9 protein-coding genes are annotated in these 16,966 nt (G+C 44.2%); 7 read left to right on the top strand and 2 right to left on the bottom strand.

What is annotated here, in order from left to right; genetic code table 11:
- Positions 1-105: 105 nt before the first annotated feature.
- The 5 genes from tmpT to DRB05_RS06660 all read left to right on the top strand — a co-directional run bounded on the left by tmpT (position 106) and on the right by DRB05_RS06660 (position 10,234).
- Positions 106-765: a thiopurine S-methyltransferase gene (tmpT, locus tag DRB05_RS06680; RefSeq protein ID WP_128726243.1), complete on the top strand. Its 660-nt coding sequence runs from the start codon at positions 106-108 to the stop codon at positions 763-765.
- A gap of 237 nt (positions 766-1,002) precedes the next feature.
- The gene (locus DRB05_RS06675; RefSeq protein WP_128726242.1) at positions 1,003-2,913 is read left to right on the top strand and encodes a CHRD domain-containing protein; all 1,911 of its coding nucleotides are present in this window, start codon (positions 1,003-1,005) and stop codon (positions 2,911-2,913) included.
- A gap of 198 nt (positions 2,914-3,111) precedes the next feature.
- Positions 3,112-4,488, top strand: a complete 1,377-nt coding sequence (locus tag DRB05_RS06670; protein WP_128726241.1) for a glycerophosphodiester phosphodiesterase family protein — start codon at positions 3,112-3,114, stop codon at positions 4,486-4,488.
- Between the two features lie 786 nt (positions 4,489-5,274).
- Positions 5,275-7,020 (top strand): methyl-accepting chemotaxis protein, encoded by a 1,746-nt coding sequence (locus DRB05_RS06665; protein WP_128726240.1) that lies wholly within the window; start codon positions 5,275-5,277, stop codon positions 7,018-7,020.
- 832 nt (positions 7,021-7,852) lie between these two features.
- Positions 7,853-10,234: a TonB-dependent receptor gene (locus tag DRB05_RS06660; RefSeq protein ID WP_128726239.1), complete on the top strand. Its 2,382-nt coding sequence runs from the start codon at positions 7,853-7,855 to the stop codon at positions 10,232-10,234.
- Between the two features lie 188 nt (positions 10,235-10,422).
- Here the strand turns inward: DRB05_RS06660 and DRB05_RS23080 are convergent, their stop codons facing one another.
- Together DRB05_RS23080 and dgt are read right to left on the bottom strand one after the other, a co-directional pair.
- Positions 10,423-10,557, bottom strand: a complete 135-nt coding sequence (locus DRB05_RS23080) for a hypothetical protein (RefSeq protein ID WP_275669074.1) — start codon at positions 10,555-10,557, stop codon at positions 10,423-10,425.
- A 555-nt stretch (positions 10,558-11,112) separates the two neighbouring features.
- On the bottom strand, positions 11,113-12,636 hold the full coding sequence (dgt, locus tag DRB05_RS06655; RefSeq protein ID WP_128726238.1) for a dGTPase: 1,524 nt from the start codon (positions 12,634-12,636) through the stop codon (positions 11,113-11,115).
- A 607-nt stretch (positions 12,637-13,243) separates the two neighbouring features.
- On the opposite strand from dgt, the gene DRB05_RS06650 reads away from it, so the two are divergent.
- Both DRB05_RS06650 and DRB05_RS06645 read left to right on the top strand, forming a co-directional pair.
- The gene (locus DRB05_RS06650) at positions 13,244-13,846 is read left to right on the top strand and encodes a class I SAM-dependent methyltransferase (protein WP_128726237.1); all 603 of its coding nucleotides are present in this window, start codon (positions 13,244-13,246) and stop codon (positions 13,844-13,846) included.
- 4 nt (positions 13,847-13,850) lie between these two features.
- The gene (locus tag DRB05_RS06645; protein WP_128726236.1) at positions 13,851-16,844 is read left to right on the top strand and encodes a DEAD/DEAH box helicase family protein; all 2,994 of its coding nucleotides are present in this window, start codon (positions 13,851-13,853) and stop codon (positions 16,842-16,844) included.
- Positions 16,845-16,966 lie beyond the last annotated feature (122 nt).

Raw genomic sequence — 16,966 nt, 5'->3', positions numbered from 1 at the left:
ATTGTCTTCAAACTTAATGTCGTGGAAATTCACCCTACCTACTTGACCTAAAGTTGACTTGAGGAATTAGTATTCATCGGCACACTAATAAATGGGAGACAAAGTATGAAAGCAGAGTTTTGGCAAGAGTTATGGGAAAGCGAACAAACTGGTTTTCATGAAGGGCAAGTAAACCGAATGCTGCTAAAGTACGGTGAGCTTTTAAACCTAAAAGAAAATAGCAGGGTGTTATTGCCACTATGTGGCAAGACACATGACATATTTTATTTCTTAGGAAAGGGCCATCATGTGATTGGCGTAGAGTTATACGAACCCGCAATTACAGCATTGTTTGAAGCGCTAAAAGTGAAACCTAATATCAGCCGTGAAGGAGCGTTTACCCTTTACCGAGCCACAAATCTAACGATTTACGTTGGAGACTTCTTTACGATTACCAAAGCTGAACTTGAAAATATTGATGCTATCTATGACCGAGCAGCATTAGTCGCTTTACCTGAAGCTATGCGCCGCAAATATAGTGAGCATCTCAACGCTATCACGAATGCAGCATCACAGCTGTTAATCTGTTTTGAATACGAGCAATCGCAAATGGAGGGGCCTCCATTTTCTGTTTCAGCAGACATGGTCACAAGCTATTACGGTAATAGCCACAAAATTGAGCTACAAGCACGTCAATTGGTCATGGGAGGGTTGAAAGGACTCGATGAGGCAGTTGAAAGCGTGTGGTTACTCAATAGCCTGAACTCGGAAAAATCAGTTTGCTAACTTTTTGTAAAAACTCAGTTCAAATAAAACTACATAAATAAAAAAATGCATCCATTTTACAATTAAATGGATGCTTTGCTCGCCAGAATCCCGTCTAGTGAATATTGCTATTAGGTACAGGTAAAATATTTACAATAATTTTGCAAGTTTGATGAACTTTTATTCAGCTCTGTTCGTAAGGGTTAGCTATGGATGACAAAAGTCATTCTTTTTAATCGAGTCGACAGGATGAGTATAATGAAAAAGTTTATAGTAAGTGCCAGTTTCATGCTTCTTATGGCATGTAGCGACAACGACGATAACGATACTGTTACACCTCCGCCACCAGCCCAAGAGTTTTCAGCGACTAAGACCTTTGAATTGATGTTATCTGGAAAGCAAGAAGTGCCGATGAATACGTCAATGCAAACCGCTTCTGCAACAGTTGAGCTTGATGAAAATCTGATGCAATTCAGAGCAACACTCGACTACAGCAACGTCGAAGGTTTTAGTGCTGCACATATTCACGATGGTGATTTGGGGGAAAATGGCGATGTGGCATTCGCCTTTGAAGTATCAGATGACAATATGGTGAGTATTCCAATCACAGATCTGTCTGAGGATCTAATTGAGGATATGCTGGACGGTGATTGGTATATAAATTTACACACCGAAGCCTTTCCAAACGGCGAGTTACGCGCTCAGATTGTGCCTGACACGGTAAGCGTGATCACGTTCAAATTAGATGGCTCACAACAGGTACCAATGAATGAAAGTAGTGCCATGGGGTATGGTTATGCTTCCTACGACAGCGCCGATGGTGAGCTTTATCTTCGCGCGGTCACTATGGATGTTGATGATGCCACCGCTGCACATATTCACACAGGCCGCATTGGCATGAACGGCGATGTGCTAGTGATGTTAGAGCAGGACGACGAAGTAATGACGGACTGGGTAACGCCAGATGACACGATGATCGACGAAGCGACGTTGAATGTTTTGCTCTCGGGTGGACACTACGTCAATGTTCATACGCCAGAGATGCCAAACGGTGAGATCCGCGGCCAAATCCTGACGGACAATTACGCAGTTGCGACATTTGACTTATCCGGCAAACAGGAAGTGCCGGCGGTATCGACAATGGCGTCAGGGGACGGCTATGCCCTTGTTAACACTGATAACTATGAAGTAGAGCTCAGAGTTGTCACTAGCGGTGTTGAAGATGCAACGGCGGCACATATTCATACCGGTCGGATCGGCATGAATGGTGATGTTTTAGTTGGCCTTGAGCAAAGCACCGATGATATGAATGTATGGATGACGCCAGACAACACCATGATCAATGCCGAAATTTTTGCAGTACTCGCATCAGGCGGTCACTATGTTAACGTCCATACTCCTAGCAATCCTAGTGGTGAGCTACGTGGCCAAATTCTTACCAGCAACTATGCGCTCGCTACATTTGCGCTTTCAGGTCAGCAAGAGGTTCCGGCGGTATCGACAATGGCGTCAGGGGACGGCTACGCATTGGTTAACATGAACGATTATGAAGTCGAACTTCGTGTAGTGACAATGGGTGTTGAAGATGCAACGGCAGCACATATTCATACTGGTCGGATCGGCATGAATGGTGATGTTTTAGTTGGCCTTGAACAAAGCACCGATAATATGAATGTATGGATGACGCCAGACAACACCATGATCAATGCCGAGATTTTTGCAGTGCTCGCATCAGGCGGTCACTATGTTAATGTGCATACACCAGCAAATCCGAGTGGTGAACTCCGTGGTCAGATCCTCACTGACAACTACACGTTGGTAGCCTTTCCATTGAGTGGCGAGCAAGAAGTCCCAGCCGTTACAACCACAGCCACTGGCAGTGGATATGCTTTGGTAAATCGAAACGGCTTCGGCCTTGAATTACAAGTCCTCACTTCAGGTGTTGCCGATGCAACCGCTGCGCACATACATACAGGTATTGCTGGTGAAAACGGCCCTGTGTTACTGGCATTAATGCAAGATAGTAGTGATGCCAATCGTTGGATGGCTCCAGCCAATGCAGCACTGACAGCGGAAATATTTGCGATTCTGGCAGGCGGTGGTCACTATGTAAATGTGCACACACCAGCAAATCCAGGTGGTGAGTTAAGAGGCCAAATAGTTAATTAATCATTAAGATAATTATCTCGCATCAAAGAGTCTGTAAGCGCAGGCTCTTTTTCTTTATATTCAAATTACACAACTATTATCCAGTCAGGGGAGTTATATTTGGTTAAAAATATGTAATCAAAAAATCATGATTTGTTCCCGTAATCGTAATGCAAAGCGTCTAGCGTAAACCTTCTTTAAAATAATAATGGTATTACAATGAATAAGATAAGCGTTTGTTCTACGCTCTTGGCTGCATTATTACTAAGTGCATGTGATGATGATTCTGTGGAGGTTGTACAGGTTGAAAAGCCGGTGATCACAACAGAGACTGAAATAAAAGTCGTTGAAGTTCCGGTAATTGTGGAAGTACCTGCAGGTAGCGCAAGTGCTATGCAAGTGGGCACACGTCCTAATTTCTTGATTCAAGACATGGAAGGCAGTGCACTCAAAACCAAGCTTGAGCAGTGTGCTAACGGACCTTTTTATAAAACAGACTTTTCAATTGGACACCGTGGTGCGCCAATGCAGTTTCCTGAACACACCAAAGAATCTTATATTGCGGCGGCTAAAATGGGTGCTGGGATTTTAGAGTGTGACGTTGCCTTTACCAAAGACAAAGAGCTGGTTTGTCGCCATTCACAATGTGATTTACACACTACAACAAATATTTTAGCAACGGATTTAGGCCAAAAATGTACAACACCATTTGTACCTGGCGATCCTGAAAATGGAATTGCAGCCCAAGCGATGTGTTGTACCAGCGACATTACTTTGGCTGAGTTTAAGACATTAAAAGGTAAAATGGATGCCGCGAACTCAATGGCGACAACCGTAGAGGAATATATGGATGGCACGGCAAATTGGCGCACCGATTTATATTCGAGCCGTGGCACTTTAATGACCCATGCCCAGAGCATTGAGTTATTTAAAAGTTTAGGCGTGAAAATGACACCAGAGCTGAAGACTCCGTCTGTCGCTATGCCTTTTGACGGTTTTACACAAAAAGCCTACGCACAAAAAATGATCGACGAATATAAAGCTGCAAATGTAGATCCAAAAAATGTCTGGGCGCAGTCATTTAATCGGGACGATGTCGTCTATTGGATAAAAGAAAATCCAGAGTTTGGCGCACAGGCGGTGTATTTGGACGACAGATACGAAGCGCAAGCAGCAGATAATGAAACCATGGTATCAGCCGAGCAAATCGTGCATAACCCAGAGCTACTATCACCGACGATGGAAGAGCTTGCAGCGGATGGCGTTAACATTATCGCACCACCTCTGTGGATGTTATTAACCGAAGAAGGAGGGGAAATCGTACCCTCACCTTATGCCAAAGCTGCAAAAGCCGCAGGGCTTGGGATCATCACTTGGACACTGGAGCGCTCTGGTCACTTAGCCAGCGGCGGTGGCTGGTACTATCAAAGCATCAACGGCAGTCTGTCTGGTGAGACGATGATAGATAATGATGGCGATACCTTTAAAGTGCTAGATGTATTGGCCAGAGAGGTTGGCGTACTCGGCGTATTCTCTGATTGGCCAGCAACGACCACCTATTATGCAAGTTGCATGGGCATGCCTGCCAGTATTTAAGCGGTGTTTAATGTGGTAGGAGCGGGTTCACCCCACGATCTTATCTCCAATGAACGCCGCCTAAAGCGGCTCCCACCAAGGAATTGAGTATATGGTAGGAGCGGATTTACTCCGCGATCTTGTCTCTAATGATCGCCGCATAAAGCGGCTCCTACCAAGGATTTGAGATATGGTAGGAGCGGATTTACTCCGCGATCTTGTCTCTAATGATCTCCCCATAAAGCCGCTCCCACCAAGGAATTGAGTATATGGCAGGAGCGGGTTCACCCCGCGATCTTATCTCCAATGAACGCCGCCTCAAGCACCTCCCACCAAGGATTTGAGATATGGTAGGAGCGGATTTACTCCGCGATCTTGTCTCTAATGATCGCTGCCTAAAGCCGCTCCCACCAAGGGGTTGAGTATATGGTAGGAGCGGATTTACTCCGCGATCTTGTCTCTAATGATCGCCCCATAAAGCACCTCCCACCAAGGATTTGAGATATGGTAGGAGCGGATTTACTCCGCGATCTTATCTCTAATGATCGCCGGCTAAAGCGGCTCCCACCAAGGAATTGAGTATATGGTAGGAGCGGGTTCACCCCGCGATCTTATCTCCAATGAACGCCGCCTCAAGCACCTCCCACCAAGGATTTGAGTATATGGTAGGAGCGGATTTACTCCGCGATCTTTTGATTTGGTTCTTACTGTTATTATATCGACTCCATTTGTTCCTAATTCTATGCTAGAAGAATCTCAACCCCTGCACTAATCTTTATTGTGAACGCTTTAATAAAGGCTAGAATCATGAAGTTAAACTCTATCCGTATCCTCATGACCACTATCTTCGGTGGCATTGTTGTTTTTGTCGTCATCGTTACCCTTTTAGTTGTCAACATGTATAACGCCTTGCTTGATTTTGAACAAATGGCAGATAACCGATACAAGGCTTACCAACTTGCCGACGAGTTAAGACAAAGCTCCGACGATTTAACACGATTGGGCAGAACCTATGCGGTAACTGGCAACGATAAATACGAAAAGATGTATATGGATGTATTAGCGATTCGTAATGGTGAAAAGCCTAGGCCTGAAGGCTACCATAAAATTTATTGGGATCTGGTGCTTAATTATGGTGAGAAACCAAAACCAGACGGTCAGCGTGAGGTATTACTCGATGCCATGAAAGCGGCAGGGTTTAGCCAAAAGGAGCTCAACTACTTAAGTGAGGCACAAGCCAATTCCGATGGCCTCGTCGCATTAGAAGTTGAAGCCATGAACGCTGTAAAAGGTAAATTTAAAGATAGCGCTGGTAATTACACTATTCAAGGCGAGCCTGATTTGACCAAAGCGGTTAACCTCACGCACAGTGATGATTATCATCGCTATAAAGCCAACATTATGAAACCGGTGGAATCATTTTTCACAGAGCTGGAAAACCGCACTAAACAAAACGTTATACAAGCACACAGTGCTGTGGAGTCTTATGTTTTTTGGGCCATGGTTATGTTAGTCATAACCGTATGCTTCAGTTTATTCGGTGTGTACTTGGTTCGTCGCCGCATCGTAAAACCAATTGAATTACTTGGCAGAACATTTGAAGAGATAGGTAGTTCAAATGATCTTAGAAAAACGGTAGATGAAAGCGGCGCAACTGAGATTCAGGTGGTAGCCAATATCGTAAATCGGATGCTTAATAGTTTTAAAAACACAGTAACTAATATCGGCTCTGCAGGTGGTGCGATGTCAAAATCTTCCAAAGAGGTGGCGCATTTTATTCGTAGTAACAAAGAGATAAGCGAAGAACAAAACGCTCGCCTCGAAACCATTGCTACTGCCGCGGAAGAAATGACTGCTACACTCAATGAGGTCACCTCAAGTACAGTAAGTACCGCAGACTACGCTAATCAGGTTGAACTTGAAGCGCAGCGTGGAATGGAGGTGATGTCGCAAACCAGCCAACAATTTACCGAATTATCTGCGCGCTTTGACAGAACTGCTAATATTATTTCAGAGTTGACTGAGCAAAGCGATCAGGTGTCAAATGTAGTGAGCGTGATCCAGGCGATTGCAGAGCAAACTAATCTGCTCGCATTAAATGCTGCCATCGAAGCGGCAAGAGCAGGAGAGCAAGGTCGTGGCTTTGCTGTTGTTGCAGATGAAGTAAGAACCCTTGCACAAAGAACCCAAAAATCCACAGAAGAGATTCGTGATATCATCAACCAGCTGCAAACCAAAGCGGGGAGTGCGAATACCGCCATTCAGCAGAGTCAGCATCAAGTGCAAGCGACGGAAGAGCAGGTGATGGTATCTTCCGAAGTGCTCGACAGCATATTTGAAGCTGTAAGTAAAATCAAAGACTTGACTCAAGGTGTTGCTACAGCCTCTCAGGAACAGTTATCGGTGACAGAAGACATTAACACCAATATCAATGGCCTGAGTGATATTTCCAAAGAAGCAATTAAGCGGATGAATGAGTTTATGGCCATTGTTGAGCAGCTAGAGCAAACTAGTCATCGCCTTAACGACAATGCGAGAGAGTTTACTGTTTAGTACTTAAAAAGCGCTTGACGCGCGGGTCTTTTTTCTACTGATCGCCGCGTAAAGCGGCTCCCACCAAGGGCTTGAATATGTCGTAGGAACGGATTTACTCCGCGATTTTTTCTCTAATTATCGCCGCATAAAGCGGCTCTCCACCAAGGTTTTGAATATGTCGTAGGAGCGGATTTACTCCGCGATCTCGCCTCTAATTATCACCACCTAAAGCGGCTTCCACCAAGTGTTTGAATATATGGTAGGAGCGGATTTATTCCGCGATCTTAACTCAAATGCTCGCCGCCTAAGGCGCCTCCTATCAAGGGTTTGAATATATGGTAGGAGCAGATTTATTCCGAAATTTTGTCTCTAATGCTCGTCGCGTAAAATGCCTCCCACCAAGAGTTTTAATATATGGTAGGAGCGGGTTCACCCCGCGATCTTATCTCCAATGAACGCCGCGTAAAGCGGCTCCCACCAAGTGTTTGAATATATGGTAGGAGCGGATTTATTCCGCGATCTTATCTCAAATGCTCGCCGCCTAAGGCGCCTCCTACCAAGGGTTTGAATATATGGTAGGAGCGGATTTATTCCGCGATCTTAACTCAAATGAACGCCGCATAAAGCGGCTCCCACCAAGAGGTTAAATATTTGGTAGGAGCCGCTTTACGCGGCGATCTCTTAATAACCAACAAAAAGAAAAATCAATAAACTCACAAAGGCCCTTAAATATGATCTAAACAAAAAATGCAAATGAGATTAATTATCAATTGCTTTGACTTTTATTCAGTTTCCATTTAGAGTACGCGCCAAAATTTACTTTAATGCAATAAATTTTGGGATATTAACAATGATAAACACGCCTTTTAAACGTGGTGTACTCTCTGCTTTGGTGCTGTCTGCCCTTAGCCCAGTTGCTTTTGCTGATTCGATAAAAGCGCAGCCAGACATGGAACACATCGTTGTAACTGCGACTGGTTTTGAGCAAAAAATACCAGAAGCACCTGCGAGTATTTCTGTGATCACCGCTGAAGACATTCAAGCTCAGTCCTATACGACTTTGCTTGATGCCGTAAAGTACCAAGAAGGCGTGGACATTGGCACAACTCGAGATAAAACCGGGCAAGGCAGTGTGAGTATGCGTGGCTTAACAGGTGAATATACGCTACTTCTTATCGACGGTAAGCGTCAAAACAACCACGGTGATATCTACCCAAATAATTTTGGTGGTAACGCGTTTAACCATATTCCACCTAAAAGTGCCATTGAGCGTATTGAAGTCATTAGGGGACCTGCCTCTACACTTTACGGTGCAGATGCGATGGGTGGCGTAATCAACATTATTACTAAAAAGTCAGTAGATGAATGGACCGGCAGCATTGATTTTGGCCGAAGCCTACAAACAAACGACCAGTTTGGTGATGACATTACCACTGACTTCAGTATCTATGGGCCTTTAGTTAAAGGTTTACTCAACTTTTCTGCTCGCGGCAGCATTTATGAGCGTCAAGCCTCAAACCCTGAGTTTTCACCTGCAGTCGATCCAAATGGTGAGCTGCATCATCGTGAACTTGGTTTTGGACGCGGTGGCAAAACAGTAGACAACACTAACACCCAATTGGGTGCAACCTTTGTATTTACGCCAAATGACAACCACACTGTTACTTTTGACTACGATATCTCAAATCAAGAGTATGATAATACGCCAAACTACGACGTTGAGTCGGGCAAAATTACCTATCCGCTTGGCACTAAAGACAACATCGAATCAATCTGGCAAACACGCCGTGGCAAGGTAAACCCGCGCGCAGGTTATGCGGCGGATCAAGAATTCGACAGAACCTGGTGGTCACTAACGCATCAAGGTACGTTTGACGATATCGAAACTTTTGTGTCTTTGGCATTTGTTGATACCGATAACAATGGCCGTACTATGCCGCTTTCTGTTGCAGAGCGTAAACTACTACAAGCCATGTATGATGGCAGTGGTAAATATGCCGATATGGAAGAAGCAGAGCGTAAAGCGCTTGCTGAAAGCACATTCTTACCACGTCCAAAGCGTACACTGAACAGCAACCAATATACGTTAGACGCGCGAGTGGATATTCCTGTTGACGATTTACTTGGCGATCACGTGTTTGTTGTGGGCGGCCAGTGGGTTGATGGTGAATTACAAGATGGCGTATTTGGTATGGAGTCGGGCGTTGATCAAGGCGTTCAGGAACACCAAATGTACTCGCTATTTGTAGAAGATAACTGGCACTTAAGCGATCCGCTAACAGTTACAGTGGGTGTCCGTCACGATAACCACGATGTATTTGGTAGCCAACTTTCTCCGCGTCTATACGGTGTATACGAGCTGTCTGACGATTGGACAGTAAAAGGCGGGATCAGTACAGGTTATAAAACGCCACAAACGACTGACTTATACAATGGTATTACCGGCTTTGGTGGTCAAGGTACGTCACCGTTTGCAGGTAACCCAGATCTTGAACCAGAAACCAGCGTAAACAACGAAGTTGCATTGTATTGGACACACCCAACAGAGAACCACAACTTTAATATCACTTACTTCTCAACGGAGTTTGACGATAAAATCGCCCGTGGTGACACTATCAAGAGTTGCTCTGCAACCAACGGCGCAAAACCATGCGTGAATTTGGGTGTATATGACGAGCTTGGTTACGATACTTATAGCCAAAAAATCAATATCGACAAAGTTGAGATCCAAGGGATTGAACTTGCAGGCCGTTACCAGTTCACTGATGCAGTTTCACTTTACGCAAACTACACCTGGACTGACAGCAAGCAAAAGAGTGGTCCTCAAGAAGGTCAACCATTAACCAATACCGCTGAACACATGGCAAATGCCACGGTAAACTGGCAAGTAACAGACGAGTTCTCACTAACGCTAAATGCTGAAATGCGCTCTGATCGTTACCGTGGCTGGGACAACAACCTAGACAAGGCCATGTACTACAAAAACTACAACCTACTGCACTTAGGTGCTAAATACACCTTTAACGACAATGTTACTGTGTTTGCGCGTATCAATAACTTATTGGATGAAGACTTTACGTCTTATAGCACGGATTACAACGACTTAAACGGTGATGGTAAATACGAATACCTAAGTGGCCGTGGTGTGGTAAGCGAAGTCGTATTTAGCGATGACTACAACGTAAAAGACAAAGCCCGCAATATTTGGTTTGGTGTAAACGTGACGTTTTAATACCCATGTAAAGCATTACTAGATTACAAAACTCAAAGGAGGTGCAATTTGCACCTCTTTTTTATTGCCACTTGTGCAGGACGCAGCGATCATTTCTCTACTTTTTACCTCACTCATAGCAGCGGCTTTTCAACAAAATCGCGGGATAAACCCGCTCCCACCGCATATCATTACCGCAAGACAACTCCTTAAATGCCACCGCTGGCAGGAGCCGCTTCACGCGGCGATCTTTTCAACAAAATCGCGGGGTGAACCCACTCCCACCGCATATCATTACCGCAAGACAACTCCTCAAATGCCACCGCTGGTGGGAGCCGCTTCATGCGGCGATCTTTTCAACAAAATCGTGGGGTGAACCCACTCCAACTGCATATCATTACCGCAAGACAACTCCTCAAATGCCACCGCTGGTAGGAGCCGCTTCACGCGGCGATCCTTGCTACAAAATTATGGTGTGAACCCACTCCAACCGCATATCATTACCGCAAGACAACTCCTCAAATGCCACCAGTGGTGGGAGCCGCTTCACGCGGCGATCTTTTCAACAAGGCTCAAACATCAACTCAACAATATCGCGGGATAAACCCGCTCCCACAGCATATCATGACCACTGGATAATTCCTCAAATGCCATCGCTGGTGGGAGCCGCTTCATGCGGCGATCTTTTCAACAAAATCGTGGGGTGAACCCACTCCCACCATGTAACATGACCGCTGGACAACTCCTCAAATGCCACCGCTGGTGGGAGCCACTTCACGCGTCGATCTTTTCTACAAAATTATGGTGTGAACCCACTCCAACCGCATATCATTACCGCTGGTAGGAGCCGCTTCATGCGGCGATCTTTTCAAAAAGACCCCGCGATCACGCCCTTAACCTCAATCCAACGCAGTCAACGCACGATAGGTATCATAAGCAAACTGGTCAGTCATACCGCTAATAAAATCCTGAATAAGGCGGCAGCGGTAATAAAACTCAAAAATCGGCTCGGCTTGCTCAGGCTCACTAAGCTTCGCGACCGTTTCGCGGTATACCGCAACATACTTTTTGGAAATCCGATTAATCAATCGCGACTCTATCGCAAAACTATGCTCGCCATTTAATGCAGCGTGAAAATCATCGGCATCTAAATCAAGCACCCGCTGATATTCGTTTAATATACTGCTGGTGATCTTATAACCTTGAAGCTCCAACTGCTCGACTTCTTTATTCGAGAATACCTTGTTGGTCGCGACCGTTTTCAGCGATTTTACAATAGCATGAAGGTGGCTGTTATCCTCCAGCAACGAAGCGTTAAAATTCCCTTCGTAGATCGCTTCAATATTATCGATAAAACGTGTTTTGGCATGTTCAGCAAGCGGGTGTAGCAATCCCACGCGGAGCCAAATAAAAAATTCATTATCAAAATTCGCCATATGCTTGCTGGCTTTGTCATTGGCATAGTGCAGCTTTTTACTCATAAGCTCTAACAGCTTGTCATCGGTGATCCCAAATCCTGCTGCGATATTTTGATATTCCTCTATTAAACAGCCCGTTAACTCATCTACGCTAATAATGCCTTTTTCTACAGCGTCTTCCATATCAGCAAGGCAATAAGCAATATCGTCAGCCGCTTCCATGATATAAGTCACCGGGTGGCGATTACCCACTTGGATCTGCAATTTGTCGCACAGCTCACTGACAAAACCACTTTCACTAAAATAGTATCCTGCTTTCTTTTGCAGATAAGACTTATCAATGGCCACAGTTGATTTAGGTGTGGTTGCGCAGCGGGTATACTTCATCACAGTGGCACATTGCGAGTAGGTAAGGTTAAGCCGAGAAAGCGTATGAATAACGCGAATGGCTTGGGCGTTACCCTCAAAACTACAAATATCGAGCAGCAACTCCATTTCTTGATTCAGTACCGCCAGATCAGACGATTTACTCTCCTTTGAGCCATACCTAAGTGCCGCCCGAGCACTTTTTGCAAACTGTTGATGCTGGCTCAAATAGCGTTTAAACCAATCATTGATAGCGGCCTCGCCAAAGTGACCAAACGCAGGGTTACCAATATCGTGCATCAAACAGGCCATTTCAGACAGAGTAACCAAACACTCAGACAAATCCACCTGCTGGCCGTTTTTATCTTCATATTGCAGCAAATCTTGTCTACCTTGCTGCACAAGTGCATCAACAATTTTTTTAGCAATGTAACGGCCGTTTTGTTGCACCTCAAGCGAGTGCGTTAAGCGCGAACGCACCGCCGCATTGCGCTCAAGCGGAAACACTTGGGTTTTTTGTTGCAGCCGTCTAAGCGCAGCACTGTTGATAATACGCCCACGGTCGCTTTCAAGGCTACTCGCCTCACTACCACCGGTATTGTAAGAACGTTCGTTTGTTATTTTATTTTTGAAGTGCATGCGACTTTCCTGTTGAGACCCAAGCTACATTTCCAATGTAGGTGAATGTGGAAAAGTTGTAAACCGAATCGACACCTCGCATAGCCAGCCTACAAGCAAACCTTCATATAAAGTAAGGTAGCACAGTATCTCTACACCGAACTAACAACAGGCAAAACACCGACTAAGCCAGTAAAGTGATAAAAATAGCTGTAATACGTTGTAATGGGCTAACCCATCTATATTTGTTACTTTTACCAGTTTGAATTAACCCTAGTTTTAATAGTTTGGCAAAAAATATCTAACACTTTGGTGGCAAAGGCTTCGAAATTTGACGCAAATCACTACAAAACTTACGGATTTTCGGGTTTAATACTCACAGCATTCGTTTACATCTAATTTCAAATGAATATATACAGTGGTTAAGGATGAAGTAACCGCTCACGAACAGGATCTTTATGCGTTTGAGCGTTTATCTAACCATTTAGATTAGTAATATCAGCGCTACTGTGGCATCACATTGGTAATGGACAGCAAATGTGAGTTGACGGAGTTTCAATGGCGACATGGAAATCATACTTTTCGTCATTTACACTGCGCCACTAAATGAAGTTATGTTAGGTAAAAAATGTCCAAAATTACGCTCGCTTATTACGATCAACACGCAGAAGAATTTGCAAACTCAACACTCAATGTGGACATGCAACCGCTTTATCGGGAGTTTCTTCCTGAATTACCAAAGCGTGAGAAACGCCATATCCATATTTTTGACGCAGGCTGTGGCAGTGGCCGCGACGCGGTAGCGTTTAAGCAACTTGGCTTTGAAGTCAGCGCAATGGATGCGTGCGAAAAGCTAGTGAAGATTGCCGCTACACAACTAGGCCAGCCAGTGAGGCACCAATTCTTTGAAGAGATACAAGATATTGCTGCTTTTGATGGTATTTGGGCCTGTGCCAGTCTTTTACATGTCGCAGAGCAAGATCTACCCAATGTTTTTGTGAAGTTACAAGACGCGCTTAAATCTCATGGCGTGTTGTATGTTTCGTTCAAATATGGTGCTGGTGAACGAGAGCACAATGGTCGCAGATTTACAGATCTCAATGAAGAGGGGTTATCAAAAGTTATCGCAGCATGTCCAAATCTTAACGTCATCAAGCAATGGGTGACGGAAGATAGAAGACCCAACCGAGATAATGAGCTTTGGTTAAACGCTCTACTTAGGAAGGACTAATCAAGTGAGCAGTAATTACCAAGGAGGAAAACTTACGCTGTACACGGATAAGCAACTTTACGTAGGGGGCGATGACCCTTTACTGCCTGCGTTGCTTCATGCCATCGAGCAAGCTGACGAGATTGAAATTACCGTTTCATTTATTCAGCGCTCTGGTCTTGATTTACTCTTTGATGCTTTGTATGACGCCTTAACAAACGGCACCACCTTAAAGTTACTTACTTCAGACTATCTAGACTTCACTTGCCCGCTCGCACTTAAAGAATTGATGACGCTACATACTTTAGGGGCTGAGCTGCGAGTATATGAAACTCGTGGCAATGAAAGCTTCCATATGAAGTCATACTTTTTCACAAAAACCAAAGGTGAAGATGGCCAAATTTATGAAGGGAGTGCGTTTATTGGTTCAAACAATATAAGTGCAGTGGCACTAACTCAAGGGTTAGAGTGGTGTTTTCGGCATGATTTTATGGCTAGTCACAGTGCTAATAACAAGGCAACATTTTTGCAGTTTAAGGCTGCGTTTGCCAGTTTATTTACTCACTCTCAAACAGTATGTTTAAGCTACCCATGGATTCAGCATTATCAAGAGCGCCGTAAGAAGCCACAGTTCAAAACCGTTAGCAATGCTGTTGCTGATATAGATATTGAGCCGATTAGCCCAAGAGTAGAACAGCGAGAAGCCTTAGAAAAGCTGAATAACGCAAGAGCACAAAGCTATAAAAGAGGCTTAGTGGTATTAGCGACAGGAATGGGCAAAACATGGCTTGCTGCTTTTGATGTTCAACAAGTAGGTGCTAAAAAAGTTCTATTTGTGGCACATAGAGAAGAAATTCTCAAGCAAGCGGCCAAGACATTTACGCGACTAATTGATTGTACTGCAGGGTTTTATATCGGTAAGCATAAACAAAGTGATGCCGACTTTTTGTTTGCCTCTGTACAGAGCATTGGTAAAACAGAGAATTTGAGGCAGTTCACTGTCGATTATTTTGACTACATTATTGTTGATGAGTTTCACCACGCGAGTAGTAAACTATACCGAAACTTGCTGTCTTATTTTGAGCCACAATTCTTACTTGGGTTAACTGCTACACCAGAGCGAACTGACCAAGCCGATATTTTAAGTCTATGTGACAACAACCTCGTCTATGAGCGGAATATGGTGCAGGGGATTGATGCCAAAACGCTCGCACCATTTCACTACTATGGTATTTGGGATAAAAGCGTTGACTATACCGCAATTCCTTGGCGTAACGGCAAGTTTGATCCAACCAGTCTAAACAACCAATTTGCCACAGAGCACAGGGCAAAACATGCTTTACAGCACTGGAAACAGTTAGCGCAAACACGCACACTGGCATTTTGTATTTCGACCGCACACGCCGACTACATGGCAAACTACTTCAATAAAGCGGGAATTGAAGCGGCTTCGGTACATGGAAAGTCAAGCATAAAACGTAGTGAGGCTTTAGCGCATTTAGCATCTGGAAAACTACAAATTATTTTTAGTGTTGACCTGTTTAATGAGGGCACTGACTTACCCTGTATCGACACTGTGATGATGCTGAGACCCAGTGAATCTAAGGTTTTATTCTTACAGCAATTAGGTCGTGGACTGAGAACCCATCAACAGAAAACGCATTTGGTAGTCTTAGATTTTATTGGCAACCACCACAGCTTTTTGAACAAGCCTTATGCACTCTTTGCTACGCACTCACCTAAAGATTTAGTTACAAAACTAAATAAAGACAACCATGTAGTTCAGCTACCTGAAGGATGTTTTGTAAATTATGACCTAGAAATTACCGACTTTTGGCGGCAACTCGCTAAAGAACAGCGAACCACGGCTCTTGATGATTATCAAAATCTAACAGAGCAACTAGGTCATGCGCCCGATGCGTGTGAGTTTTTCCATGAATATGGTGAGTTTAAGAAGGTAAAGGCTTATGGAAGTTGGTTTGAACTCGTTGTAAAAGCAAAGAGCGTTAGTAGTATTTCAGCTGCGTGGCTTGCGCCCTACAAGGTGTTTTTAAAAGAGGCTGTCGAAGTAACCAGTATGACAAAATGCTTTAAAGCCATTTTGCTTGAAGCCTTTGTTCAGCTTGATGGTATGGCTTACCCTCCCACATTAAGAGCGCTGGCAGATAAGAGTTATGATGTGCTATTGCACTACCCTCAGCTAAGAAAGCTAGATATATCAGAAAAGGACAGAAGCAAAAGCAAAGGCAGTAAAGCTTGGTTCAACTATTGGTTTGATAATCCGGTTAATGCCTATACAGAAGCAAAAAAGCCTATGCATAAGCGAAAAGCACACCACTGGTTTTCAATTGAACAAGCACCAAATCAATCCATTGAAGAAGCACAGTTCAAACTAAACCTTGAAGTTAACACGCAAGATATTGAACAACTGACCGATTGTATATTGGAGTTAAGCCGCTATCGCCTTGCTAGATATCTTCATACCAAACGTGACAGGCTAGCCGAACTCGAAAGTACACAGACGGTAACAGATGATGCGATACCAAACCAGCTACAAAGCACAGATGTTGCGGAACATGTGGTACAACTGCCATATTTTCCTAATTTAAAAATTGCTTGTGGTCACTTTAAAACAGGAGACTGCAGCGAAATGTCCTTCGTACCTGCACCACCAGGGTGTGGAAAAGTCGACCCTGAAAAACACTTCTTAGCTCATGCTAGTGGCAATTCTATGAATGGTGGGAAATACCCGATCTTCGATGGGGATTTATTGTTACTAGAGCGGATCACATCGAACAATGCAGGATCAATTACAAATACCACTATCGCCATCGAGCGCTTTGACGCAGCTGGCGACGAACAATTTTTATTACGAGATGTAAAAAAACAGATTAATGCGCAAGGTGAAGTAACTTACTTACTTGTGGCAAGAAACCCAGAGTATGCAGTAATGGAAGCCAACGATGAGTTTTTGACGTTTGCGCGGTTGAGAGAAGTTTTGAAACTCCCTGTGAACTAACGCAAGGTGGGTATGAGCTGTCAGCGTCAAAGAGGAGCTGATATTGATTTAACAACCAGATAGGTTTCTCTATCAACATAACGGATGATAGATTACAGCTTGAACTCTATGTAGATGGATTG

This window comes from Pseudoalteromonas sp. A757 (assembly GCF_004103285.1).
GTDB lineage: Bacteria > Pseudomonadota > Gammaproteobacteria > Enterobacterales > Alteromonadaceae > Pseudoalteromonas > Pseudoalteromonas galatheae.
Note: the sequence above shows the minus strand (reverse complement) of the source record. Positions and strands in the feature narration are given on the sequence as shown.

Coding starts and splice junctions, on each gene's coding strand:
- tmpT (WP_128726243.1), top strand. CDS start 106: ATGAAAGCAGAGTTTTGGCAAGAGTTATGGGAAAGCGAACAAACTGGT.
- DRB05_RS06675 (WP_128726242.1), top strand. CDS start 1,003: ATGAAAAAGTTTATAGTAAGTGCCAGTTTCATGCTTCTTATGGCATGT.
- DRB05_RS06670 (WP_128726241.1), top strand. CDS start 3,112: ATGAATAAGATAAGCGTTTGTTCTACGCTCTTGGCTGCATTATTACTA.
- DRB05_RS06665 (WP_128726240.1), top strand. CDS start 5,275: ATGAAGTTAAACTCTATCCGTATCCTCATGACCACTATCTTCGGTGGC.
- DRB05_RS06660 (WP_128726239.1), top strand. CDS start 7,853: ATGATAAACACGCCTTTTAAACGTGGTGTACTCTCTGCTTTGGTGCTG.
- DRB05_RS23080 (WP_275669074.1), bottom strand. CDS start 10,557: ATGAAGCGGCTCCCACCAGCGGTGGCATTTGAGGAGTTGTCTTGCGGT.
- dgt (WP_128726238.1), bottom strand. CDS start 12,636: ATGCACTTCAAAAATAAAATAACAAACGAACGTTCTTACAATACCGGT.
- DRB05_RS06650 (WP_128726237.1), top strand. CDS start 13,244: ATGTCCAAAATTACGCTCGCTTATTACGATCAACACGCAGAAGAATTT.